Consider the following 25253-nt stretch of genomic DNA (forward strand, 5'->3'; position numbering starts at 1 on the left):
GAGGAGGTGACGGTGACCAGCACACCCGGGCACGGAGAGCCACCCCCGCAACCCACCGAGTCGCTCGCCGACCTGCTCGGCGGGCGCCGGGGCGCGGTGGACGCCACCCTGCCGCCGGTCGCGTTCGCCGCGGGCTGGCTGCTGGGCGGGAACTCCCTCGCCGGCGGGGTCGGCGCGGCGGTGGTGACGGGTGCGGCGGTGGCGGGATGGCGGCTGCGCCGCGGCGACCGGCCCCGGTCGGTGCTGGTCGGGCTCTTCGCCGTCTGCGTGGCGGCGCTGGTCGCGCTGCGGACCGGGCGGGCCGAGGACTTCTTCCTGGTTCAGCTCGTCGCCAACGCGGCCAGCGCGCTGGCCTGGATGGTGAGCATCGCCGTCCGGTGGCCGCTGCTCGGGGTGCTGGTCGGCGTGGCGTTGGGGCAGCGTGGCCGGTGGCGACGCGATCCGGCGCTGCTGCGCGCGTACGCCCGGGGCAGCTGGGTGTGGGCGGCGACCTACCTGCTGCGGGTGGCGGTGTTCCTGCCGCTGTGGCTCGGCGGTCAGGTGGTCGCGCTGACCATCACCCGGGTGGCGCTGACCTGGCCGCTGGTGGCCGCCGCGCTGGCGGTGAGCTGGGTGGTGGTGCGCCGTTCGCTGCCGGCGGGCCATCCGGGGCTGCGCCACCCGGTCAGCGCCGGGGACAGCGCCGCGGCCCCGGCCGCGGAGGTGGCCGGAGATGCCGCAGGGGTGGAGCGGGCCAAAGAATAAGGGAGAGGCCGCCACGGGGGGAGCGGCCTCTCCGGTGACGTACGTTACTCCGTCCCGAACCCTCACGTGATCCCGCGGCGGCCCCTTTTTCGGCGTTTTCGCGCTGGCCGCGTATTCGGTTTTGGTGGGGTGGGCCGGTCGGTCCGCTGCGTCGGCCAGATCGACCGACCCACCCCGGCCTGACCGTGGGTGTCAGGCCGTCTGCCGACCGGGCGATCTGCTCCCCCAGGCCCGGTCGGCCGTCGGGTGGGCGGTGTCACGCCGCCCACCCGACGGGTGTGGTTCAGCCGTTCGGGAACAGGTTGCCGTAGTCGGCGTACGCCATGGCGACGTCGGCCTGCGCCCAGAAGCGGTGGTAGTTGAAGGTCGGCTCGGGGCCGCCGTTCAGGTAGGCCTCCACCTTCGGCCAGTCGGGGTCGTTCTTGTAGAAGGAGCGGATGTCCAGGAAGCTCTTGCCCGGGGCGATGGCGTCGCCGTTGGGCATGGTGCCGGTCCAGCCGGACGGGACGTAGAGGCCCTGCCCGGTGGAGGCGTCGTAGACGTCGTCGAAGCGGCGGTAGTCACCGCGCTTCTCCGGCATCGAGACGCCCTTGGCGTCGCTGGCCGCGTGCAGCGCGTCCAGCAGGCCCTTGGCGGTGTTCTTCGCCGCCGCGTTGCCCGACTTGGCCGCGTACGCGATCAGGGTCCGGGCGTAGGCGGCGGCGACGCCGACGTCCTGGCCCTTCACCGTGACCTCGACGTGCAGGTTGGTGTTGGGCTGCGGGTTGGTCGGGTTCCAGGTGGTCGGCTGGCCGGTCCACTTCATGTCCGACGGGATCGACCAGTTGGCGCCGAGGGTGGTGTTGGCGATCGCCCACGGCACCCACTTGTCCAGCAGGGCCTTGGCCTTGGCGTTGCCGGTCTGCAGGTACAGCTCGGCGATGCGCTGCATCGACCAGGCCTGCATGCCGAACCACTGGTTCGACGGCGGGTCGTTGTAGACCGGGTCGACGTCGTAGAACATGCCGTAGAAGGTCGACGTGCCGGCCGGCGGCGTGCCGTAGTGGCCGCCCCAGCTGTTGGTCGCGCCGCCGGCGATGCCGCCCTCGGCCGACTGCAACCAGGTGTAGAACTCCAGCTGCCGCTCGAAGCTCTTGGTCCAGTCCGCCGCCGCGGTCGGCGACTTCGGCGCCAGCTCCGGGGTGTTGGTCAGCGCCCAGGCCGCGAACGGGTTCTGGTAGCCGAAGTGGTTGTGGCTGGAGCCGATCCGCCACGACCAGTTCTGGTTGGCCTCGTACGCGCCACCCCAGGCGTAGTACCAGGACATCAGGTAGTGCGCGGAGTCCCGGCCGTTACCGGCCGGGCAGGTGCTGGCCCCGACGCAGTTGCCGATCTTCTTGAAGTACTTGTCGAACATGGCGTACCGCAGGTAGTCGCCCATCTTGGCGGCCTTGGCCACCGTGGCGGCCACGTCGGCCTGCTTGTTCTGCGCCTTGGCCCAGGTCAGCGCCCAGTAGGCGGCCTGCACCGCGCGGGCGTCGGCGTCCGGGGCGTTGGTGTACTTCCACTGCTTGGCCGGGGCGTTGGCCTCCTTGACGAACAGGTCAAGGTAGCCGTTGCGGCCGCCGTGCGCGTAGGTGTCGCAGGACGGCTGGGGGACGGTCTCCCAGACCGACTCCTGGGTGCCCCGCTGGAAGGTGTTGATGTACGCCGGCTTGGTGGTGCCGTCGCCGCAGCGGCCGAAGCCGTAGGTGTTGTCCACGTCGAGCAGCCAGTGCATGCCGTAGATGTCACCGGTGCCGTAGGTGGACTGCAGCTCGGAGCGCAGCGGGTCCTGGCCGACCGGCACCGACGCCTCCAACTGCGACGGGTACTGGCTGGGCAGGTCGTGCTCGGCGGCGTACTGCGGGGTGCCGGGCGCGCCGGCGGTCGGCTGGTCGGCGTGCGACGGGATGATGTACTTTTCCATCACCGTCCAGGCGTTGTTGAACGGGGCCCAGTTCTGGGTGACCCGCCCGTAGTTGGCCTCCAGCCACAGCCAGAAGCTGAACGCCTCGCTGGTGGTCTCGTGCCCGTGGTCGGGCGCCTCGACGATCAGCGTCTCGATCGAGTGGTACGGCACGCCCTCGGGGCTGAAGTAGCCCGAGTTCTTGATCTTGCCGTACTGCTCCAGGAAGCGGGCGGTGTAGGTGTTGTCCCCGCCGGGGGTGTCGTTGTCGATCTCGGTGGCGGTGATCGCCAGCGGCGCGTACCCGGTCGCCGAGGCGGTGATGGTGGCGGAGCCACCGACGGTGTCGGCGTCCTCCGCCGCCGCGACCGTCACGTTCACCCCGGTGTTCCAGTTGGCCGGGGTCAGCGTGACCGTGGCCGGCGAGACGGTGACGTCGGTGTCGCCGGTGCGGGCGAGGGACACCGGGACGTTCGCCGCGGGCAGACCGCTGAGCTTGAGGTTGACCGTGGAGCTGCCACCCTCGTTGACGCTCACCGAGGACGGGGTGGCGACCAGCACCGGCCCGCTGGCGGCGGCGACGGTGAACGACTTCTCCGCGGTCGCGGAGAGGTTCGCGTTGTCGTACGCCTTGGCCTGGACGGTGTAGCTGCCGGCCGGCAGGTCCTCCAGCGTGTACGCGTACGGCGCGGTGGTGTCGGTGTTGACCAGCAGGCCGTTCCGGTAGAACTCGACCTTGCTGATGGTGCCGTCCGGGTCGCTGGCGGTCGCGGTCAACGGCACGTCGGCGGGGGCCTCGAACGGGCCGGCCGGCACGTTGAGGGCGACGGTCGGCGGCTGCTGTGCGGCACCGCCGCAGGTGACGCCGTTGACCGAGAACGAGGTCGGCTTGGCGTTGGTGCCGCTGTGCGAGCCGTTGAAGCCGATGTTGGTGGAGGCACCGGTGGCCAGGTTGCCGTTGTACGACTCGTTGGTGGCGGTGACCTGGTTGCCGGACTGGCTCCACCGGGCCGACCAGCCCTGGGTGACCCGCTGGTCGCCGGGGAAGGCGAAGCGCAGCGTCCAGCCGTTGATCGGGTCCCCGAGGTTCTTGATGGTGACGTTCGCGGTGAAGCCGTTGTTCCAGTCACTGGTCGCGTAGACCACGTCGCAGGCGGGGGCGGCCTGCGCGGCGCCGGCCGGCAGGGTCACCCCGCCGACGACCAGCGCGGCGGCGGCGACCATCGCCACACGGCGACGTCTAGCCAGATTTCTCATGAAGGCGGTGTCTCCTCGGACCGGGCCGGGGACGGGGCCCCGGCGGGACGCCGGATGTGCTTCGGGGGTTTCACGGCGCCCGGGATGGTGGTCGTCCCCGGCCGGGGCCGGGGTCGTCGTGAGGGAGGCGGCGACGCCGCGTCCCTCGTCGGGTGCCATGCCGGCCGTGCCGGCTGCCCTCGGCGACCCACGTTCACGCGAGCTGGCTCCGCTTCGCGATCGGTCGTCAGTGTGCCACGCCTGGAAGCGCTCCCACAAGAAGTGGACGCCGTCGGAGCAGGTAGATGTTTCGATCTCGTTTTGGGGCTTTCACAAAGCCGTGACGGGCGTTACAGTCGCAGCATCGTCGATGGGAGCGCTTCCATCGACAGAGTTCCACAAGGAAGATCACCCGAAGCGCGGTCGGAAGGCCGTGTCCTCGGGGAGAACAGCCCGAGGGCTGACGGCGGGCCAGCCCGGACGCCGCCGCCAGCCATCATCCCACCAGTGTGGAGGGAGGTGGATCCTCAAGCCACTCGCGTGGCCCGGCTCCCGCGCGACACGTACGGCAGGGATGCCCATTCCGACACGTACGTGTGCTGCAACGGTGGGGACGGGGGTTGCCCTCCCCCGTCCCCACCCTAAACCCCCGTCCACGGTGGGAGAAGTAGCCGATCGGCGCTGAACACCGCACCGGTCAGGTCGGCGGTACGCCTCGTCGCCCACCCGCTTCCCACCCCGTCCCCGCGTCGCACCACCCCGGCGTCCCGCCCCCGCGCCGACCGGCCGCCTCCGGGATCCCCGGCCGACCCGACACCGGCCCGGCCCCCGCGTCACCCCCCGCGGCATCCCCCGGCGCCCCGCCGCGCCAGCCCCCGTACCTCTCGCGCCCCGCGCCCGCAGCGCCGCACCGCGGGCGTACGCGCACGTCCCGCTCCCTTCCGCGCGACCGCCGCGGGCCCGACCGGATCCCCGCCCGGCGCGACCGACGGATGACCGGCGGGAAGCGCCTGCCCTATGCTGGGAGCGCTCCCGGCTCACGGCGGTGGCCCGCATTCTTCAAGGAGAACCCATGTCGATAGTCACCCCGCGGCATCTGATCCGGCGCGCCGCGCTCTCCGCCACCGCCGTGGCTGCCGCGAACGGCACCGGACCACGTGCCACCGCCGTCGTCCCGAGGCCCGGCGCCATGCCGAACAGCGGGCCGGCCGCCTACGCCGACGCCGGTGCCCGGCCCGGCGGTACGGCCGACGGGCGGATCGACACCGCGAGCGACGCCGGACCGGCCGGCGGTCTCCGCTTCCCGCCGGCCTTCGGCTGGGGCGCGGCCACCTCGGCGTACCAGATCGAGGGCGCCGCCAAGGAGGACGGCCGGGGCGAGTCGGTGTGGGACACGTTCAGCCGTACGCCCGGACGCACCCGCAACGGCGACACCGGCGACGTGGCCGCCGACCACTACCACCGGTACGCCGAGGACCTCGACCTGATGCGCGACCTGGGGCTGCGCAGCTACCGGTTCTCCATCTCCTGGCCGCGCATCCAGGCCGACGGCACCGGCCCGGCCAACCAGCGTGGGCTGGACTTCTACCGGCGGCTGGTGGACGGCCTGCTGGAGCGGGACATCGCCCCGATGGTCACCCTGTTCCACTGGGACCTGCCGCAGGCCCTCCAGGACACCGGCGGCTGGGAGTCACGGGACGTCGCCAACCGCTTCGCCGACTACGCCGACCTGGTCTTCCGCGCCCTCGGTGACCGGGTCCCGGTGTGGCTGACCATCAACGAGCCGAAGACCGTGGTGCAGAACGGCTACCTCACCGGCCACCACGCCCCCGGCCGGCAGGACCCGGACGCCGCGTACCTGGTGGCCCACCACCTCCAGCTGGCCCACGGCCTCGCGGTGCGGGCCCTGCGGGCCGGCGGGGGCACCGGTCGGATCGGGCCGGCCTTCAACCTGCACCCGTGCTACCCCGCCGACGAGACCCCCGAGGCGGCCCGTGCCGCCCGCCTCTACGACGGCTACGAGAACCGCCTCTACCTGGACCCGGTGTTCACCGGCGCGTACCCGCAGGACGTGCTGGCCGACCTCGGTCCGGACAGCCGGATGGTCCGGGCCGTGCGCGACGGCGACCTGGAGGTCATCGCCGCCCCGGTGGACCTGCTCGCCGTGCAGTACTACACGCCGATCTACGTCACCGGCGACGGCGGCACGGTCCGCCGCTGGCCGACCTCGCAGGCCGACTGGCAGCAGATCCACCCCGACGGCATGTACGACATCCTGACCCGGGTCACCCGCGAGTACGGGCCGGTCCCGCTGACCGTGACCGAGAACGGCCTGCCCACGCCGGACGCCCTCGGCGACGACGGCACCGTCGACGACGTGGCGCGGATCGCGTTCCTGCGCGACCACCTGAGCGCGGCGCACCGGGCGGTGACCGCCGGCGTGCCGCTGGAGAGCTTCCACGTCTGGTCGCTGCTGGACAACTTCGAGTGGAACGAGGGGTACGACCAGCGGTGGGGCCTGGTCTACGTGGACTACCCCACCCAGCGCCGGATCCCGAAGAGCAGCGCACACTGGTACCGACGGGTCATCGCCGACAACGGCCTCTGACGACCTGTCGGAGTTCCCACCCGACGCCGGTCGGCGGGCGTCGGGTGGGAACCCCCGGCGGGCGCGGTCCCGGCCAGGAGCGGAGACCTAGCGCGGCAGCGCCTGCTGGAGCTCGGCGCGCAGGGCCGGGGTGAGCATCTCGCCGGCCTGCTTGGCCAGCCGGGCCATCTCGTAGCCGACCACACCGATGTCGGCGTCGGCGCCGGCGAGGGTGGCCAGGATCGACCCGTCCCGGACCTGCATGACGAGGAAGTAACCCCGGCCCATCTCGACCACGGTCTGCTTGACCACGTCGCCGTCGAACATCTGCGCCGCCCCGGCGGTGATGCTCATCAGGCCGGAGGTGACCGCCGAGAGCTTGTCGGCGTGGTCGCGGGGCAGGTGGTCGGAGATCGCGACGAGCAGACCGTCGGAGGAGACCACGATCGCGTGCGCCACCCCCGGCACGCGCTGCGCGAAGGCGCTGACCAGCCAGCTCAGGTCCCGGGCCTCCTGGCTCAACGTCGTCACTGTCTTCCCCCTTCGATGCTGCCGCCGGGTGGCGGCACCGGAATCTCGGTGGTGTCCTCGGCCTCGGCCCGTCGCACCCCGCTGTAGAGGCGGGACAGCATGCCGCCGACCGCCTCCGGGTCCGGCTCGTGCCGCGGCCGCGGCTGGTCCGGGCGGGCGGGTCGGGTGACCGCGCTGAGTTGCGCCATCGGCACCCGTACGGGCAGGCCGCGGTCGTTGGTGCCGCCGGTGACCGGCACGGCCGGCGGGACGGGCGGGGCGGCCACGGCGGCCGGAGCCGGTCCCTGGCGCGTCCACCAGCCACTCCCGGCGGGTGCGGCCGGGGCGGCGGGAGCGAGGACGTCCTCGGCGCGGACCGGTACGCCCCGACTCTGGCGCGGCACGGTGGGCGGGTCCGGACGCCGCCCGGCCACCGGGAGGTCGCCCGGCCCCGGGGTGAGAACCCAGTTCGGGACCCGCCGGGCACCGCCGGTCGGTGCCACCGGGCTCGGCCCCGGCTCGGCCGGGGTCGCGGCGAGCAGGTCCCGGGGCAGGAGGATCCGGGCGATCAGGCCGGGCCGGTCGCCGGGAGCGGTGTAGAGCCGCACCTCGACGCCGAGCCGGGCGGCCAGGTGGCTCACCACGAACAGGCCCATCCGCTCGACCGTGGCCACGTCGGCGGCCGGTGGCGTGGCCAGCACGGCGTTCGCCTCGGCCAGCGCGGTCGGGCTCATCCCCAGTCCCTCGTCGACGATCTCGATCGACGCCGTGCCGGCGTCCACCCGCGCCTCGACGTCCACCGTCGTGTCCGGACGGGAGAAGGCGGTCGCGTTCTCCAGTAGCTCGGCGAGGAGGTGGACCAGCTCGCCGACGGCGTGGCCGACGACGTGCAGGTCGGCCACCGATCCGTGCCGGACCCGCTGGTACTGCTCGATCTCGGCGCTGGCGGCGAGCAGCACCGCGCCGAGGCCGACCGGTCGGTTCCACCGCCGGGTCGACTCGGTGCCGGCCAGGACCAGCAGGCTCTCGTCGTTACGCCGCATCCGGGCGGCCAGGTGGTCGAGCTTGAACAGGTTCTCCAGCTGGTCCGGGTCGTTCTCCTCCCGTTCCAGGTCGTCGAGCAGCTCCAGCTGCCGCTCCACCAGGACCTGACTACGCCGGGCGAGGTTGACGAACATCGCGTTGACGTTGCGCCGCATGGTGGCCTGCTCGACGGCGACGCTGACCGCGCTGCGGTGCACGGCGACGAACGCCTCGGCCAGCTCGCCGATCTCGTCGAGCGAGCGCACCACCGCCGGCGCGACGTCGATGGCGGGTACCCCGCCGGTGACGGTGCGCAGCCGGTCCAGCGCGTCGGGCAGCTCCACCTGGGCGATCCGCAGGGCCTGCCCGCGCAGTTGCCCCATCGACCGGGCGATCGACCGGCCGACCAGCAGCGAGATCAGCAACGCCACCGCCAGCACCGCGACGATCACGCCGACCACCAGCAGGGTGGTCCGCAGCTGCGCGGTGCTGACCTCGTCGGCCTGGCGTACCGCGTCGTCGAGCACGCTGCTCTCGACCTGGCGGAACAGCTCCTGACGTTGCTCGCTGGCGGTCCACCACTGCTCGGCGGGGAGCACCGCGGGACGGGTGCCGTCGACGGGCAGGCTCTGCTCCTCCAGCCGGGTGGCCGCCACGAACGCCGGGTCGACCGAGGTCTCGTCGTACCGACCGATCTGGTCGGTGGTGGCGGCGACCCGGAACGCGGCCAACGCGGTGAGCTGCTGGGCTCGCAGGTCGGTGAGCAGCACCTGGTCCTCGACGCCGTACCGGCCGGCCCGACCGGCCTCGTAGAGCTGGGCGCGGACCCGCGAGGAGAGTTCCTTGACCCGGGCGATCTGGACGTAGCGCAGCACGGCGTCGCTCAGCGCCGGCCGTTCCTCGCCGGGGGTGGGCTCGGCGAGCAGGTCGAGCAGCGTGTCCACGGCGCGGTTGTAGTTGCCCAGGACGGTGTCGGTGCCCAGCACCGCCGGGAGCACCGCCGCCCGGATCGACACCACCTGGTCGTAGGCCTCCCGGACCTCGGCGTAGGCGATCCGCCAGGACGCGTCGGCGTCGGCCAGCGGCGCGGCCGCCCGGTCCAGCCCGCGCATCGCCCGGTCGGTCGCCTCGTGCAGCGGTCGCAGGGTCGCGCCGATCGCCTCCCGGTCGACCGCGGCCCGTCCGCCGCGCAGCTCAGCCAGCTCACCGGCGGAGCGGTCCCGCTCCTGCTGGAGCTGGTGCACGGCGGTGGTGATCTCCCGGCCGATGCCGACCTGCTGGGCGAAGTCGCCGAGCGCCGTGGTCCGCCCGACCAGGCCGCTGGTCTGCACCCCGGCGAGCACCAGGAACGCCACCGACGGGATGACCAGGACGGTGGCGAGCTTGGTCCGCATCCGCCAGTCCCGCAGCCGGAACGGGGAGCGCCGGCGGTGGGGTACGACCCGGACGTCGAAACGGCTCCGGCGGTGATGCGACACCGCGCCGTGCGCCCCGTCCGGCCCTGCCCCCACCCTGCCTCCTCCACCTCCCGCGTCCGCGGCGACCCGGGGAGCGGGGTCCATCCAACCAGGTCAGCAGGCTGTGTCAACGACCCGGGCACCGGTGCCACTCAGGAATACGAGTCCTTCTCATCCGTCCGGACGATGCCGGTGAGCCCGGCGGCGGCGTCGATTCGACCCAGCGCCACCAGCGCCGCGCCGATCGCGCCGATCTCCGGGTTGGGCTGGTGCCACACGGTCCGGGGGGCGAGCGCCGCGGCGAAGGCGGACCGCCACCAGCCCGACGCCGCGACCGCCCCACCGCCCAGGACGACGTCGACCGGCCCGTCCACGGTGGACTCCAACTCGGCGAGGTCGACGGCGATCAGGTCGCACATCCCCCGCATCAGACCGGCCAGGATCTCCGTGGCGGTGGTGCCGAAGCTCAGCCCGCGCAGCTCTCCCGAGCCGGCCGGCGCCAGCCCGGGCGGGCGGTCGCCACCGAAGCGCACGTTCGCCGGTCGCCCCCCGTCCGGCGACAGCCGCGCCAGCGCCGCGTCCAACTCGGCGCCCTCCGGCAGCCGCAGCTCCCGGTGCGCCCAGGCGAACAGGTTGCCACCCGAGGAGTACGCCGAACCGGTCACCACGTGGTCGTGGTCGACCCGGTAGCGCCACAGCTCGTGCGGCAGCCGGGGCAGGTCCCGGTGTGCCGGCATGTGCTGCACCAGGCGTACCGCCGCCGAGGTGCCGACGGTCACCGCCGCCCGGCTCTCGTCGACGCAGCCGGAGCCGACGTTGGAGGCCGCGCCGTCGCCGACCGGCACCGCCCAGGCCGCCCGCGCCAGCGCGGGCCAGCGCCGCGCGTACGCCGGACGCAGCCGCCCGCGCCAGTCCTGCGTGGCCAGCACGGGAAGCTCCTCGGGGCGGGCGCCGGCCAGCGCGAGCGCCTCGGCGTCCCAGTCCACCGTGCGCAGGTCCAGCAGGCCGGTGCCAGACGCCTGGGAGACCGCCATCGGGCCCTCGTGCAGCAACTCGCCGAAGACGTACTCGGCCAGGCCGACGAACCGGGCGATCGGGGTGCCGCAGTGCTCCCGGAGCCAGGGCAGCCGCACGGTCCAGTAGCAGCGGTGCCACCAGGCCCCGGTGCGCTGGTGGAACGCGTCGGCGTCGGCCGGTCCGGCGGCCCGCGCCAGCGGCACGGGCCGGGTGTCCAGCCAGGTCAGTACCGCCCCCAGCGGCGCGCCGCCGGCGTCGAGCGGGACCACCGAGTGCCACTGCGCCGACGTGGCGACCAACTCGACGCCGTCCAGGTGCCCGGCGGCCGCCAGCTCGTCCAGACACTCCGCCAGGCAGGCCAGGTAGCGGGCCGGGTCGAGGGTGCCGGTGCCGTCGTCGTGCACGGTGAGGGTGACCTTGCGCCGGGCGAGGGCGTCGGGCAGCGGCCGGGCGTCGCCGTCCAGCACGAGGCCCCGGACCGAGGAGGTCCCCAGGTCGAGCGCGAGAATGTTCATCGCGGGTCACGTTATCCGGCGCGCCGCCCGCCCGCCGAGCGACTCCGCGGCGAGTGGCTTCCCGACCCGGCAGTCACCGCGTAGGGTGGTCCCATGCTCGCGCACCTGTCCTGCTGGTGGCCCGCCGACCCGGCGGCCATCCCCCGCGCGTAGCTTCCCCACGCGGCCGCCCCACGAGGCGGCCGCCGGTCCCTGAGGCCCACCGGTCGCCCCGCCGAGGCGGCTCCCGGCCCGAGGAGACCCATGACCCACCTGTCCGAGCTGATCGCCGCCGCCCTCACCGGCGCGCCAGTCGGCCCGTTCGCGCTCGTCCGGCGTGAGGGCGCCGGCCACGTCGACCTGTTCACCGGCACCGTCCGCGCCGTCGACCGACTCGCCGACGTGCCACTGCCCGACGGCCCGGCCGGCCCGCGAACGCTGGCGCTGGTGCCGTACCGCCAGGTAGCCGAGCGCGGGTTCGCCTGCGTGGACGACGGCACGCCGCTGGAGTGCCTGGCCATCGACCGGCACGAGCGGCTCGACCCGGCCGCGGTGCTCGACGCGCTGCCGGACGCGCCGGTGGTCACCACCGGCGCCGCCTTCGACGTCACCGACGAGGAGTACGCCGCCATCGTCGGCCGGGTGCTGACCGAGGAGATCGGACGCGGCGAGGGCGCCAACTTCGTGGTGCGCCGCACGCTGCGCGCCACCGTGCAGGGCCCACCGCTGGCGGCGGCGCTGGCCGCGCTGCGCCGGCTGCTGGTCGGCGAGCGCGGGGCGTACTGGACCTTCCTCGTGCACACCGGCACCCGGATCCTGGTCGGGGCCAGCCCGGAACGACACGTGAGCGTCGACGACGGGCTGGTCATGATGAACCCGATCAGCGGCACCTTCCGGCACACCGCCGCCGGCGCCGACCGGGCGGCGCTGCTGCGGTTCCTCGCCGACCCCAAGGAGGTCGAGGAGCTGTACATGGTGCTCGACGAGGAGCTGAAGATGATGGCCACCGTCGCCGAGCACGGCGGTCAGGTGGTCGGCCCGTACCTGAAGGAGATGTCGCACCTGGCGCACACCGAGTACCTGCTGGCCGGGCGGAGCACCCGGGACGTCCGGGAGGTGCTGCGGGAGACGATGTTCGCGCCCACGGTGACCGGCAGCCCGATGGAGAACGCCTGCCGGGTCATCGCCCGGCACGAGTCCGGCGGCCGGCGCTACTACGCGGGCGTGCTGGCGCTGCTCGGTCGCGACGACGCCGGACGGCAGACGCTGGACGCGCCGATCCTGATCCGTACCGCCGAGTTCTCCCCCGCCGGCGACCTGCGGGTGCCGGTCGGCGCGACCCTGGTCCGGCACTCGACCGCGGCCGGCGAGGTGGCCGAGACGCACGCCAAGGCCGCCGGCGTGCTCGCCGCGCTCGGCCTCGGTCCGCAGGCGCCGGTGTCCGGGCCCGGCCGGGCACCGCGGCTCGCCGACGACCCGGAGGTACGCGCCGCGCTCGCCGCCCGCAACGCGCCGCTGGCCCGGTTCTGGCTGGACCAGCGGCCGGCGGACGCGCCGGGCCGGCCCGGCCTGACCGGCCGGCGGGCGTTGATCGTGGACGGAGAGGACACGTTCACCGGGATGCTCGCCCACCAGCTCGGCGCGCTCGGGCTCGCCGTGGAGGTCCGGCCGTGGCACGTCGCCGGGCCGGTGGACGGGTACGACCTGGTGGTCGTCGGCCCCGGCCCGGGCGACCCGGGCAGCCGGGACGAGCCGAAGATGGTGACGATGCGACGGCTGCTCACCGAACTGCTGGCACGGCGGCGGCCGACCCTGGCGGTGTGCCTCGGCCACCAACTGCTCTGCGGGCTGCTCGGGCTGCCGTTGCACCGGCGGGACGCCCCCTACCAGGGGCTCCAGCGCGAGGTGCGGCTGTTCGGCACGCCCCGCCGGGTCGGTTTCTACTCGTCGTTCACCGCCCGCGCCGACGACGACCGGCTGGTCGGCGCGTACGGGCCGGTGGAGGTGGCGCGCGACGAGGCGGACGGCGCGGTGCACGCGGTGCGCGGCGATGGCTTCGCGGGGGTGCAGTTCCATCCGGAGTCGGTGCTGAGCCCGGACGGGCTGGCCGTTTTGGCCGAACTGCTGGACGGTCTGCTGCCGGCCCCGGCGCGCTCCGCGGTGGCGGACGGGGCGTAGCCGCGCCCGGTCGGGGTACCGCTGAGGTGACCGGCGTTCCGGGCGGGCCGAGAGCCCCCGCGTGGAACGCCGGTCACCTCGGGCGCTCAGCCGGCCAGGCCGGTCTTCACCGCGACGCCGATCTGCACCGCCCGGCGGGCGGTCAACGCCGCCGCGCCCAGCGCGACGCTGTCCGGCGCGATCTCGCCGTTGTTGCTGGTGTGCGAGGCGCCGTACGGGTTGCCGGCGACGAACTGGCTCGGTTCGGTGTACGCGGGGGTGACCACGATCCCGCCCCAGTGGTAGAAGACGTTGAACAGCGAGGTCAGCGTGGTCTCCTGGCCGCCGTGGGCGGTGGCGGTCGAGGTGAACCCGGAGTAGACCTTGTTGGCCAGCGCGCCCTGTGCCCACAGCGGACCGGTGGTGTCGATGAACTGCTTGAGCTGGGCGGCGACCATGCCGTACCGGGTCGGTGATCCGAAGATCACCACGTCCGCCCAGCCGAGGTCGTCGATCTGCGCCTCCGGCACGTCCTGCGTCTCCAGGTGGTGCGCCTGCCAGCCGGAGTTGGCCCGGATCGCCTCGTCCGGCGCCAGCTCGCGCACCTTGCGCAGCCGCACCTCGGCGCCGGCTTCCCCGGCGGCCTCACACACCGCCTGCGCCATCTGGTACGTGATGCCGGTCGCGCTGTAGTAGATCACCGCGACCTTGATCTGGGCAGCCATCTAATGTTCCCCTCCTCAACTATCGGGTCAGCCCCGGCGACTACCCGTTAGTTGCGGCGTCAAACGCCGCCCGGACCGGGCGGGGTGTCCACCGGTCGACGGACACCGGGATTCCGTCCACCGGTCGTCCCGGGCGGGACCGGTGCGGACCGACGATCGAGGCATGACAGACAACCCCGCCGTCCGGGTCCGCGGACTCCGCAAGGCGTACGGCAAACTGACCGCCCTGGACGGCATCGACCTGGACGTCGCCCAAGGCGAGGTGCTCGCCCTGCTCGGCCCGAACGGTGCCGGCAAGACCACCACCGTGGAGATCCTGGCGGGCCACCGCGACCGCGACGCCGGCGAGGTGGCCGTGCTGGGTCGCGATCCGGGGCGCGCCGACCTGGCCTGGCGGGCCGAACTCGGCATCGTGCTCCAGGGCAGCGCCGACCTCGGTGAGCTGACCGTCCGGGAGTCGGTCCACCACTTCGCCCGCTACTTCCCCCGGCCACGCGACCCGGACGAGGTGATCGCGCTGGTGGGGCTCACCGGCAAGGCCGGCGCGCGGATCCGTACCCTCTCCGGCGGCCAGCGCCGCCGCCTCGACGTCGCCGTCGGCGTGGTCGGCCGGCCCCGGCTGTTGTTCCTCGACGAGCCCACCACCGGCTTCGACCCGCAGGCCCGCCGGCTGTTCTGGGACCTCGTGCGGTCCCTGGCCGGGCGGTACGGCACCACCATCCTGCTGACCACCCACTACCTCGACGAGGCCGAGGCACTGGCCGACCGCCTGGTGGTGATCGCCGGCGGCCGGGTGGTCGCCGAGGGCGCACCGGCCACCCTGGGCGGGCGGGCCGCCGTCCGCGCGTGCGTCCGCTGGGCCGACGGGCAGCAGGACACCGACGACCCGGCCGCGCTCGTGGCCGACCTCACCCGCCGGTACGCCGGCACCGTGCCCGGGCTGACCGTGACCCGTCCCAGCCTGGAGGACGTCTACCTCGACCTGATCGGAGAGCACCGGTGACCGCTGTCGCGCACCGCCCGTCCGCCGCCCTGCTCGGCCTGCACCGCGCCGGCATCGAACTGCGCACGTTCTTCCGGGAACGCGACGCCGTCGTGTTCACCTTCGCGCTGCCGATCGTGATCCTCGCCCTACTGGGATCGATCTACGACGGGGTGTACGAGGGCAGCGACGTCACCACCGCCCAGTACCTCGCCCCCAGCATGGTCGCCGCCGGCATCGCCTCGACCGTCTTCGTCAACATCGGCGCCGGGATCGCCGCCGACCGGGACGACGGCACGCTCAAGCGGCTGCGCGGCGTCCCGATGCCGCCGGTGGCGTACTTCGTCGGGAAGGTCCTGATGGCGTTGCTGATCAGCGTCATCGAGACCGTGCTGCTGCTCGGGATCGGGGTGTTCGCCTTCGACCTCACGCTGCCCGCCGACGTGGTCAGCTGGTTGACCTTCGGCTGGGTGTTCCTGCTGGGGGTCGTCGCGTGCGCGCTGCTCGGGGTGGCGGCGAGCAGCATGGCCGGGTCGGCCCGCAGCGCCGGTGCGGTGATGAACCTGCCGTACCTGGTGCTCGCCTTCATCTCCGGGATCTACTTCACCCCGATCGGCGAACTCCCCGAGCCGCTGGTCACGGCCGGGTCGCTGTTCCCGCTCAAGTGGATGGCGCAGGGTTTCCGGTCGGCGTTCCTGCCGGACACCATCCTCGCCCAGGAGGTCGTACGCTCCTGGGAGCACGGTCGGATCGCGCTCGTGCTCGCCGCCTGGTGCATCGGAGGCCTGGTCCTGTGTCTGACCACCTTCCGCTGGCGGGGCCGGCGGGACCGGTGAGCGGGCCGGGCGCCCGGCCGGAGAACCCCGGCTGGGCCGACCGGTTCTGGCTCTGGGACGCGTACTTCGCGGTGACCGGGGTGGGCGTGGGGACCGTCGTCGTCGCCGACCCGCGCCACCCCGGGCCCGCCCGGCTCGGGGTGGCCGTCCTCTTCGTGGCGCTCGGCGCGTGGTACCTCGCCTTCGGCCGGCCGCTGATGCGCGACGGGATCGAGAACTGGCGGGGATACGTCTACCTGGCCGGCGTCGTCGTGCTCTACGTCCCGGCGGTGCTGCTGTCCGGGTCCACGTCCTTTCTGCTCTTCGCCCTCTGCCCGCAGGCGTTCATGGTGCTGCCCGCCGCGCCGGCCGTCGTCGCGGTGGTGCTGCTCAACGCGGTGCACGTGGGCGTCCTCGCGGTCCGCGCCCGGGACCTGGCCGAGGTGACCGCCCCGCTGCTGATCGCCGCCCTGGTGGTGGTCGTGGTGTCGATGATCGGCATCTGGTCGCAGCGCACCGTCGCCGAGAGCGACCGGCGGGCCGAGCTGATCGCCGAGTTGAACCGGTCCCGGGACGAGGTGGCCCGGTTGTCCCGGCAGGCGGGTGTCACCGCGGAACGGCAGCGCCTGGCCGCCGACATCCACGACACCGTCGCGCAGGGCCTGTCCAGCGTGGTGATGCTGATCCAGGCCGCGGACGCCGACCTGGACCGGGACCCGTCGTCGGTCCGGCGTCACCTGGGCCTGGCGGTGGACACCGCCCGGGACAGCCTGGCCGAGGTCCGCGCCCTGGTCGCGGCCCTCACGCCCGGTGCGCTGACCGCCTCGCCGCTGGCCCAGGCCCTGCACCGGCTGGTCGAACGGTTCGGCCGGGAGACCGGTCTGGCCGCGCGCTGCACGGCCGGCGGAGCGATCCGGCCGCTGGGCACGTCGATCGAGGTGGTGCTGCTGCGTGCCACCCAGGAGGCGTTGGCCAACGTGCGCCGGCACGCCGCGGCCGGCGCGGTGACCGTCCGGCTCGACCACGGACCCGACACCGTGGTCCTCCAGGTCGTCGACGACGGCGCCGGCTTCGACCAGGACGACACCGGCGACGGGTACGGCCTGGCCGCCATGCGGGCCCGGGTCGCGCAGGTGCGGGGCACCCTGACCGTACGGTCGGGTGCCGGCGAGGGCACGACGATCCGGGTGGAGGTGCCGTACTCATGATCTCGGTACTGCTGGTGGACGACCACGCCGTGGTCCGCGCCGGGGTGGCCGGCATGCTCGGCGGTGAGCCGGACATCACCGTGGTCGGCGAGGCGGCGTCGGGCACCGAGGCGGTGGCCGCGGTCCGGGCGCTGCGGCCGGACGTGGTGCTGATGGACCTGCGGCTGCCCGGCATGGACGGCGCCACGGCGACCGCCCAGGTGGTCGCGGCCGCTCCGGCGACCCGGGTGGTGGTCCTGACCACCTACGAGACCGACGCGTACATCCTGCGCGCGGTCGAGGCCGGCGCGGCCGGCTACCTGCTCAAGGACGTGTCCCGCGCCGATCTGGTCCGGGCGGTCCGGGCCGCCGCGCGCGGTGACACCGTCCTCGCGCCGTCGGTGGCCACCCGGCTGCTGCACCAGGTGCGCCGCCCGGTCCGGGAGTCGCCGTCCCCGCGCGAGATCGAGGTGCTCCGGCTCGTCGCCCGGGGGCTGTCCAACGCCCAGATCGGCCGGGAGCTGCACATCAGCGAGGCCACCGTGAAGACGCACCTGCTGCGCAGCTTCGCCAAGCTCGGCGTCTCCGACCGGACCGCCGCGGTCACCACGGCGATGGCCGCCGGCCTGCTCTGAGGCCTCCGCGCCCCCACGCCGGTCCGGTGCTCTGGCATGCTCGACCCGATGGAGATCAGGGCGGCGACCGCCGCGGACTGGCCCCGGATCTGGCCGTTCCTGCGGCAGATCGTGGCCGCCGGCGAGACGTACACCTGGCCGCGCGAGGTGGGCCAGGAGCAGGCGCGGGCGATGTGGATGGTGCCGCCGCCGGGCCGCACGGTGGTCGCGGTCGAGAGCGACGGCACGGTGCTCGGCTCGGCGAAGATGACCCCGAACCAGCTCGGTCCCGGCGAGCACGTGGCCAACGCGAGCTTCATGGTCGACCCCGCCGCCGGTGGACGGGGCGTCGGCCGGGCCCTCGGTGCGCACGTGTTGGACCTGGCCCGCGCCGACGGCTACCGGGCCATGCAGTTCAACGCCGTGGTCGCCACCAACACCCGGGCGGTGGCGCTGTGGACCTCGCTCGGCTTCACCGTCGTCGGCCGGGTGCCCGCGGGATTCCGGCACGCCACCAGGGGTTACGTGGACCTGCTGGTCATGCATCGACCGCTGTGATCACGGCTCAAGATTTCCGCAAGTTCCGGGCGACGTCGTCCCGCGTCGCCGTACCGGCGGGGATGCTGAGCACACCGGCGCCGGCGGGAGACCGTCGCCCCGCGCCGGTCGCCTGAACGGGGGATCGCGCTCCGCCGGCAGCGGTGCCGGCGTAGCGCGATCAGGGGTCGCCCCCCGGGTTCACTGGTCGATGCGGTCGCGCAGGTCGTCCACCTGCTCCTGGATCCGGTCCACCGCACCCTCGTTGTTGAGGAACGTGGTGATGCCGGCGCCGAGCGCGAGCCCGATCAGCAGGGCGAGCACGCTGAGCACGAGCCCACCGATCGCCACTCCCCGACCGGTCACACCCGGCCGGGTGGCCATCTTGAGTCCGATGATGCCCAGCACGATGCCGACGATGGCGAGCACCACCCCGATCCAGGCGAGGATCGCGGTGAGCACGCTGAACAGCGCGGCGACGCCGAACACCAGGGCGAACGCGGCGGCCGCGCTCGTCTTGGCCGCCGTACCCGAACGGCTCCGGCCGGTCCGGGTCGATGTGCCGGCACCTCGGGCCGGTTCGCTGGACGCAGTCATGTCACTCCCTCCCGCGCGCTCGGCGCGCATGCCTCCGCCGCGCCGCATCCCCCCTCAAGACCCGCTTATGCCTCGGTGTCGGCACCGAGCAGTACGCGGCCTGGCGGCCGCCCCGAACCCGCCGACCCGGCGTCGGCGCAGGCGACCGAGCCCTCTCCGGGTCGTTGCGCCGTCGTTCCCGGTGGAGGACGTGCGTGGATCACGCTCGGCGGCCACCCGGTGCCGGACCACCGGAAGCGGGCCGGCCCGTCGCCCAGTCCTGGCCGGCGCGGCGCATCACGGTGCGTGCGGCCTGGAGCAGGGCGGTGAGGGCCGGGTTGTCGTGGCGGGGTAGCCAGGCCAGCGCCGCCGTGGACGGTGGCAGGTCGACGACATCGACGTAGGCGACGCCACGGCGGGTGTAGTCGAAGCGGGCTTCGGCAGGCAGGAAGGCGATGGCCCGGCCGCGAGCGACCGCCGACAGCAGGGCCTCCATGTCCCCGGCCACCGGCCCGTACCGGACGGCACCGCCGTCGGGCCGGGGGTTGACCGTCCAGAAGTCCCACCACTGTCGTAACTCCGGGATCGGGACGTCGACCACCACCCGATCGGCCAACTGCGCCAGGGTCAACGGCGCCTGCGTCACCAGCGGATCGTCGGCGGGCAGGCAGGCGACCCGAGGCTCCGTCGACAGGTGCAGGCCCCGTAGCCCTGACGGCAGCGGCGGTCGCAGGAACGCCGCGTCGACGTCGCCCCGGGGTAACGCGTAGACCTGTTCGACGAAGTCCACCGAGCGAATCTCGACAGTGATCCCCGGATGCCGGTTGGACAACTCGGTGAGGATGGCGGTCGCGTAGGGCATGAAGGCCTCCCCGCCGATGGCACCGATCCGCAGCTTGCCCCGGGTGGTCCGGGAGTAGGCGGAGGCGACCGCCTGTAGCCGGGTCATGGCGGCGACCGAGTCGCGTGCCCGGGGTATCAGCGCCTGACCCGCCGGGGTGAGCCGCACCTGGCGGGAGGATCGGTGCAGCAGTTCGACATCGAGCCGGTCCTCCAGCGCGCGGATCTGTTGGCTGAGGGCCGGCTGGCTCAGGAAGAGTCGTTGAGCGGCACGACCGAAATGCAGCTCCTCGGCCAGGACCAGGAACAGTCGCAGTTGATGAAGGCTGGGCTCACGTGCGGCGGAAGGAACGTGGGGTGGTGGCCGCCCGCCGACATCGACACGATCCATAAGGGAAACCTTATCAATAGCCACCGAATCGCCATCATCCAACACCTGTACGACGGGCCAGCCGGCAGGCATCGTTCCGGGAGGGCGACCCGCGCTCGAATGCTGGTCGTCACCGACACCTGCACGGGGATGTGTCGTTGGCCGCCAGCCCCGAGTAGCGGGCGACGTCGTGCCCGCCGGCCGCCGTCGTCCCGGCAGTTCGGGTGGCGCTCGCCCCGACAGACGGTGCGGGTGCCGCCCGGGCTGAGTCCCCCGGTGCCCGAAAAGGCCGGCCACCTGACGTCGGTGGACTCAGGGGGATGCGTGGCCAGGGGGGCCCTGCTGCTCAGTTGTCCTCGACGGCCGCCGGGGCGGGTCCCGGCGGAGGCGGGAGCGCCGCGCCGAAGCGGGCCGCGACCGTGGCCACGGCGGCACGCAGTTCGGGGCCTTCCTCCACCGAGAAGTCGAACGGGACCGGGGCCAACCACTCCTGGGCGTACATCGCGGGGTTCTGCGTGCTGCCGACCAGCACGCACCGGTCGCCGGCCGGCTCGAGGCGTCCCATCGGCGGCGGGATCCACGGGGCCACCTTCTCCCGCGGCGCGTGGAACACCACTCGCGTGGGGTACTTCCAGCCCGCGCCGAGATTTTCCTCGAGAGCGGCAACCGGATCCAGGCCGTCGGGCAGGGTGAAGCCGTGCGGCATCTGCCGCACGCCGCGCACCCGGTCGATCCGGTACGTACGGACCGCCTCCGCGCGGTGCGAGTGGCACAGCAGGTACCAGCGCCCGTAACGCCCCACGACTGCCCACGGGTCGACCTCGACATCCCACTGCTCGCCGCTCTCGCCTCGATAGGTGACCAGGACGCGGCGCTGGTCGGCGACGGCGGCGACGAGGGCGCTCGCGATGGCGGGGTCGGGGCGGGCCGAACGTCGGTCAGGAGTGGCCGAGGCGTACGCCCGCAGCGCCGCCGCCTGCCGTCCGATGCTCTCGGGGAGCGCCCGGATGACCTTGCTGAGCGCCGCGCCGACCAGATCGCCGGCGTCGATCGCGGCCGGCTGCCCGTCGAGCACGGCCATCACCAGGCCGAGCGCCTGCTCCTGGGTGAAGACGACCGGCGGCAGCCGGGTGCCACGGCCCAGCCGGTAACCGCCGTACGGCCCGCGGACTGATTCGACCGCGATGCCCGCCTCGCGAAGGATCGCGACATAGCGCCGCGCGGCGCGCTCCGTCACCTCCAGGAGCGAGGCGAGTTGGTCGGCAGTCACGCCGGGCCGTTCCTGCAGGATCTCGAGGGCGCGCAGGGCCCGGGCGGTGGGGCTCGGACCGGTGCGCACCGCGGAAATATTACCGGAAGTAGAACGTCCGGAATCGCCGTTACGTTGACTCCATGACGACAGATCAGATCGTGCTCGTGGGTGGCCTGTGGCTCGACGGGTCGGCGTGGAGCAGCGTCGCCGGTGAGATCGAGGAACGGGGCCGCCGCGCGGTGCCGGTGACCCTGCCGGGGCAGGGCGACGGCAACATGTCGGCCACCCTGGCCGACCAGCTGACCGCGGTGCTCACCGCGGTGGACGCGGGTCCGGGCAGGTCGGTGGTGGTAGGGCACTCCGCAGCCTGCACGCTGGCCTGGATGGCGGCCGACGCGCGGCCCGAGCGCGTGGCCAAGGTGGTGCTGATCGGCGGGTTCCCCTCGGGCGACGGGCAGCCGTACGCCGACTTCTTCGAAATCGACGACGGTGTCATGCCGTTCCCCGGCTGGGGACCGTTCGCCGGGGCCGACGCGGCCGATCTGGACGAGCCGGCCCGGCAGGCCTTCGCGGCGGCGGCGATCCCGGTTCCCGAGGGGGTGGCCAGGGGCGTCGTACGGCTGACGGACGAGCGGCGGTTCGGCGTACCGGTCGCCGTGGTGTGCCCGGAGTTCACGCCTGCCGAAGCGCGGGGGTGGATCGACGCGGGAGACGTACCCGAGCTGGCCCGGGCCACGCACGTCGACCTGGTCGACATCGACTCCGGACACTGGCCGATGCTGACCCGGCCCACCGCGCTGGCGCGGATCCTCGCCGCGGCCTGAGCCCACCCTCGTCCCGCTCGGAGGTTCGACCCACCGGGAACGCCGTCGCGGCCACCGGCCGCACCGTCGGCGCCCGCTCCTGGGGCCGCTCACTAGGCTGAGCGCCCCGGACCGGACCACCCTGGAGGACGACGGTGACCGTCGAGCTGACCCGGCGCGCGGCGCTCGCGCTGCGGATGACCAGCCTGCTGCTGCGGCCTCACCCCACCACCGGCGCGGGCACCGTGGCCGGGGTGGTGGAGTGGTTCGGCGCCCTGCAGGCACAGGACCTGGCCAGCGGCCTGTGGTCGCTGGGCGCCCGGCTGCCCGGGCGGACCGAGGCGGACGTACGGGCCGCGTTGGAGCGCGGGGAGGCGCTGCGCACCTGGCCGATGCGGGGCACCATCCACCTCGTTCCGCCGGCCGACGCCCGGTGGATGGTGGAGCTGACCGCCGTACGCGCGCTGGCCGGCGTCGAGACGCGGTGGGCGGCGCTCGGGCTCACCCGCGCCGAGGTGGACCGGGCGGTCGACGTGCTCGGCACCGCGCTGGCCGGCGGCGGCCGGCTGACCCGCGCGCGGTGCCTGGCCGCGCTGGCGGCCGCCGGCATCGCCACCGACGGGCAACGGGGCTACCACCTGTTGTCCTACGCGAGCCAGCGGGCGGTGACCTGCCTGGCCGGGGCGGACCAGTCCTTCGCGCTGCTCGACGAGGCCGCGCCCGACCCGCGCCGCCCCGAGCGGGACGAGGCCCTGGCGCTGCTGGCGCACCGCTACGTACGCGGGCACGGGCCGGTCACCGCCCGGGAGTTCGCCGGCTGGTCGGGGTTGACCCTCACCGACGCGCGGCGTGCCTTCGCCGCCGCCGGGGACGCCCTGGCCACGGTCCGCGTCGACGACGAACCGGCGGCGGTCGACCCGGCCCTGCTCGACGCGCCGCCCCGACCGGTCGACGACCTGTTGGTGCTGCCCGGTTTCGACGAATACCTGCTCGGTTACCGGGATCGGACGCTGATGCTGGACCCGGCGCACGCCGCCGCCATCGTCCCCGGCGGCAACGGTGTCTTCCGGGCCACGGTGGTGCGGGCCGGCCGGGTGGTCGGCACCTGGAAGCGGACCGTCGGCCCGGCCCGGGTGGCGGTGAGCGTGCACCCGCTGGTCGACCTCGACGGCCGGCAGCGGGCCCGGGTGGAGCGCGCGCTGGGCCGCTACGCGCGCTTCCTCGACCGTGCCCTGAAGGTCGACTGGCCCTCCTAGGGACGGCTCCGCGCCGGGCCGGGGCCGGCCGACGGCGGGCGGCTCACGCGGGGGCGGGCCGCGCGGAGCAACTCCGCGATCCGGGCGACCCGCGGGTCGGCGCGGATCTCCGCCAGCGAAGCCGGCAGCGGCAGCCGCCAGTTGGGGTACTCGTCCACGGTGCCCGGCATGTTCGGCTGCCGCACCTCGCCGAGCACGTCGTAGAGGGACGCGGCGAGCAGCAGGGTGGGGCTGGCCGCCAGTGCGGCGTACAGCGCGGCGACGACCTCGTCGTCGTCGGCGCCCTCGCCGTCGGATGGCAGCAGCCCTTCGACCCGGAGCATCGCCAGCAGTTCCCGCCGGTCGGCCTCGGCGCGCTCCCGCTCGGTGCGCACGTCGGTGGCGAGCAGCTTCAGCTCCGCGCGGACCCGGACGTGCTCGCCGGAGAGGAAACCGGGCGCGGTGGGCAGGTCGTGGGTGGAGACGGTGGCCAGGGCGGTACGCGGCCACCGCGCCGGCGGCTGGAAACGCCCGTCGTCGTCGCGGGCGAACCAGAGCACCGTCGAGCCGAGCATGCCGCGCTCGCGCAGCCCCCGGGTGACCGCCGGCTCGACCGTACCCAGGTCCTCCCCCACCACCACCGCGCCGGCCCGCTGCGCCTCCAGGGCGAGGATGCCGAGCATCGCCTCGGCGTCGTAGTGCACGTAGGTGCCCTCGGCGGCGCCGGCGCCCGGCGGCACCCACCACAGCCGCCACAGGCCGGCGACGTGGTCCACCCGCAGCCCACCGGCGTGTCGCAGGACCCGGCGCAGCATGTCCCGGTAGGCGGCGTACCCGGTCTCGGCCAGCCGGTCGGGACGCCAGGCGGCCAGGCCCCAGTCCTGGCCGAGCTGGTTGAAGTCGTCCGGGGGCGCGCCGACCCGGACGCCCTCGGCCAGCACGTCGGCGAGCTGCCAGCCGTCCGCGCCGCCGGGGTCGATGCCGACGGCCAGGTCGTGCACCACCCCGACCGGCATGCCGGCGGCCCGCGCCGCGTCGGCGGCGGCGGTCAACTGGGCGTCGCAGAGCCCCTGAAGCCAGGCGTGGAAGGCCACCCGGTCGGCGAGCCGGTCCCGCTCGGCGGCCACCTCCGGCGTGTCCGGCCGGCGCAGTTCCGCCGGCCAGCGCCGCCAGTCGTCGCCGTGCCGCTCGGCCAGCGCGCACCAGGTGGCGAACGCGGTCAGGTCGGGATCGGCGTCGGCGTCGGCGTCGGCGTCGAACGGTTCACCGGGCGGACGCAGCAGTTCCAGGGCGTGTCGCTTCGCCGCCCAGACGGCGTCGTAGTCGACGAGGTCGCTGCGGTCCGGGCGCAACGCGTCCACCACCGCCCGGGTCGCCGCGTCCGCCGCCCGGTACGCCGGGGTGTCCGCGACCCGCAGGTAGAGCGGGTTGACGAAACGGCGGCTGGCCGGCGAGTACGGCGAGGAGGCCACCGGGTGCACCGGTGCCGGCGCGTGCAGGGGGTTGAGCAGCACCAGCCCGGCGCCCCCGCGTCCCGCCCAGTCGGCGAAGTCGGCCAGGTCACCGAGGTCGCCCATGCCCCAGGAGCGCTCCGAGCAGAGCGCGTAGAGCTGGAGCATCCAGCCCCAGGTGGCGGGCGGTTCGGGCAGCCGGGGCGGCACCACCACCAGCGGCACCTCCCGGCCGGCGCAGTCCAGCCGGTGCCAGCCCAGCGGCAGGTCGGCGGGGAGTTCGCCGTCGACGCGGCGGGTGCCGCCGTCCTCCAGCAGCACGGTCGCCGGGCCGGGCAGCGCGCGGGTGGCGCCGGCGGTGAGGACCACCGTGGGCGGCAGCGCGTGCGGGTCTCGTGCGTCGACGGCGGCCAGCGCGTCGGCGACGGCCGCCGGGCCGCTGGCGTCGACCCCGAGCAGACCCAGCACCGCGACCACGGTCTCCGGTGCCACCTCCACCCGGCGGTGCCGCCAGTCCTCGTACCAGGTGGCGACGCCGTGGGCGCGCGCCAGGGCGGCCAGCCGCCGGTCCATGTCCCCTCCACCTCCGCAGCCCCAGTGGCCTCACCCTCCCATGCCGCGCGGCTGTCCGCAGCACGGGTCGCGGCGACTCAGTCGAGGACGGACGGTGGGCGCCCGGCGGGCCGGCGGAACGGCCCCCACCCGACCGGATAG

19 protein-coding genes are annotated in these 25253 nt (G+C 74.1%); 10 read left to right on the forward strand and 9 right to left on the reverse strand.

Translation table 11 applies throughout. The features are described 5' to 3' along the window. Positions 1 to 12 precede the first annotated feature (12 nt). Positions 13 to 744: a DUF3159 domain-containing protein gene (locus tag D7223_RS01595; RefSeq protein WP_120725608.1), complete on the forward strand. Its 732-nt coding sequence runs from the start codon at positions 13 to 15 to the stop codon at positions 742 to 744. Between the two features lie 283 nt (positions 745 to 1027). On the opposite strand, the gene D7223_RS01600 is transcribed toward D7223_RS01595, so the two are convergent. After that, positions 1028 to 3928 carry a glycoside hydrolase family 48 protein gene (locus D7223_RS01600; RefSeq protein ID WP_120724004.1) on the reverse strand — a complete coding sequence of 967 codons (2901 nt, stop codon included), beginning with the start codon at positions 3926 to 3928 and terminating at the stop codon, positions 1028 to 1030. A gap of 1051 nt (positions 3929 to 4979) precedes the next feature. Here D7223_RS01600 and D7223_RS01605 point away from each other — a divergent pair. Beyond that, entirely contained in the window at positions 4980 to 6515 is a 1536-nt protein-coding gene (locus D7223_RS01605) for a GH1 family beta-glucosidase (protein WP_238161463.1), read from the forward strand. 87 nt (positions 6516 to 6602) lie between these two features. Here D7223_RS01605 and D7223_RS01610 read toward each other — a convergent pair whose 3' ends face one another. The 3 genes from D7223_RS01610 to D7223_RS01620 all read right to left on the reverse strand — a co-directional run bounded on the left by D7223_RS01610 (position 6603) and on the right by D7223_RS01620 (position 11016). Further along, entirely contained in the window at positions 6603 to 7025 is a 423-nt protein-coding gene (locus D7223_RS01610; protein WP_120724006.1) for a roadblock/LC7 domain-containing protein, read from the reverse strand. After that, positions 7022 to 9538 (reverse strand): sensor histidine kinase, encoded by a 2517-nt coding sequence (locus D7223_RS01615; RefSeq protein ID WP_120724008.1) that lies wholly within the window; start codon positions 9536 to 9538, stop codon positions 7022 to 7024. The genes D7223_RS01610 and D7223_RS01615 overlap by 4 nt, the downstream gene beginning before the upstream one ends. Positions 9539 to 9636: 98 nt before the next feature. Next, positions 9637 to 11016 (reverse strand): FGGY family carbohydrate kinase, encoded by a 1380-nt coding sequence (locus D7223_RS01620; RefSeq protein ID WP_120724010.1) that lies wholly within the window; start codon positions 11014 to 11016, stop codon positions 9637 to 9639. 243 nt (positions 11017 to 11259) lie between these two features. On the opposite strand from D7223_RS01620, the gene D7223_RS01625 reads away from it, so the two are divergent. Next, a complete protein-coding gene (locus D7223_RS01625; RefSeq protein WP_120724012.1) occupies positions 11260 to 13173 on the forward strand; it encodes an anthranilate synthase family protein in 1914 nt (637 codons plus the stop codon). An 86-nt stretch (positions 13174 to 13259) separates the two neighbouring features. Here the strand turns inward: D7223_RS01625 and wrbA are convergent, their stop codons facing one another. Next, a complete protein-coding gene (gene wrbA, locus D7223_RS01630) occupies positions 13260 to 13877 on the reverse strand; it encodes an NAD(P)H:quinone oxidoreductase (protein ID WP_120724014.1) in 618 nt (205 codons plus the stop codon). Positions 13878 to 14040: 163 nt separating this feature from the next. On the opposite strand from wrbA, the gene D7223_RS01635 reads away from it, so the two are divergent. The 5 genes from D7223_RS01635 to D7223_RS01655 are packed head-to-tail and all read left to right on the forward strand — an operon-like array spanning position 14041 to position 18033. Further along, positions 14041 to 14880 carry an ABC transporter ATP-binding protein gene (locus D7223_RS01635; RefSeq protein WP_120724016.1) on the forward strand — a complete coding sequence of 280 codons (840 nt, stop codon included), beginning with the start codon at positions 14041 to 14043 and terminating at the stop codon, positions 14878 to 14880. Further along, a complete protein-coding gene (locus D7223_RS01640) occupies positions 14877 to 15695 on the forward strand; it encodes an ABC transporter permease (protein WP_238161465.1) in 819 nt (272 codons plus the stop codon). The genes D7223_RS01635 and D7223_RS01640 overlap by 4 nt, the downstream gene beginning before the upstream one ends. Beyond that, positions 15692 to 16882 (forward strand): sensor histidine kinase, encoded by a 1191-nt coding sequence (locus D7223_RS01645; RefSeq protein WP_238161468.1) that lies wholly within the window; start codon positions 15692 to 15694, stop codon positions 16880 to 16882. Before D7223_RS01640 ends, D7223_RS01645 begins: the two co-directional genes overlap by 4 nt. Further along, positions 16879 to 17496 (forward strand): response regulator, encoded by a 618-nt coding sequence (locus D7223_RS01650; RefSeq protein WP_120724018.1) that lies wholly within the window; start codon positions 16879 to 16881, stop codon positions 17494 to 17496. The genes D7223_RS01645 and D7223_RS01650 overlap by 4 nt, the downstream gene beginning before the upstream one ends. Positions 17497 to 17544: 48 nt before the next feature. Then, positions 17545 to 18033, forward strand: a complete 489-nt coding sequence (locus D7223_RS01655) for a GNAT family N-acetyltransferase (RefSeq protein ID WP_186832188.1) — start codon at positions 17545 to 17547, stop codon at positions 18031 to 18033. A 180-nt stretch (positions 18034 to 18213) separates the two neighbouring features. Here the strand turns inward: D7223_RS01655 and D7223_RS01660 are convergent, their stop codons facing one another. The 3 genes from D7223_RS01660 to D7223_RS01670 form a co-directional block, all read right to left on the reverse strand. Then, positions 18214 to 18609 (reverse strand): DUF4190 domain-containing protein, encoded by a 396-nt coding sequence (locus D7223_RS01660; RefSeq protein WP_120724022.1) that lies wholly within the window; start codon positions 18607 to 18609, stop codon positions 18214 to 18216. Positions 18610 to 18808: 199 nt separating this feature from the next. Beyond that, positions 18809 to 19819 carry a LysR family transcriptional regulator gene (locus D7223_RS01665; protein ID WP_120724024.1) on the reverse strand — a complete coding sequence of 337 codons (1011 nt, stop codon included), beginning with the start codon at positions 19817 to 19819 and terminating at the stop codon, positions 18809 to 18811. A 325-nt stretch (positions 19820 to 20144) separates the two neighbouring features. Continuing rightward, positions 20145 to 21137 carry a helix-turn-helix transcriptional regulator gene (locus D7223_RS01670; protein WP_120724026.1) on the reverse strand — a complete coding sequence of 331 codons (993 nt, stop codon included), beginning with the start codon at positions 21135 to 21137 and terminating at the stop codon, positions 20145 to 20147. A gap of 53 nt (positions 21138 to 21190) precedes the next feature. On the opposite strand from D7223_RS01670, the gene D7223_RS01675 reads away from it, so the two are divergent. Then, positions 21191 to 21874, forward strand: coding sequence for an alpha/beta fold hydrolase (locus D7223_RS01675; RefSeq protein ID WP_120724029.1), 684 nt, complete (start codon positions 21191 to 21193; stop codon positions 21872 to 21874). A gap of 134 nt (positions 21875 to 22008) precedes the next feature. Continuing rightward, entirely contained in the window at positions 22009 to 23109 is a 1101-nt protein-coding gene (locus D7223_RS01680) for a winged helix DNA-binding domain-containing protein (protein WP_238161475.1), read from the forward strand. On the opposite strand, the gene malQ is transcribed toward D7223_RS01680, so the two are convergent. Then, positions 23106 to 25112: a 4-alpha-glucanotransferase gene (malQ, locus tag D7223_RS01685; RefSeq protein WP_120724031.1), complete on the reverse strand. Its 2007-nt coding sequence runs from the start codon at positions 25110 to 25112 to the stop codon at positions 23106 to 23108. The two genes, D7223_RS01680 and malQ, sit on opposite strands and share 4 nt — an antisense overlap. Between the last annotated feature and the right edge of the window lie 141 nt (positions 25113 to 25253).

The sequence above is a fragment of the Micromonospora endolithica genome (assembly GCF_003626595.1).
GTDB classification, from domain to species: Bacteria; Actinomycetota; Actinomycetes; order Mycobacteriales; family Micromonosporaceae; genus Micromonospora; species Micromonospora endolithica.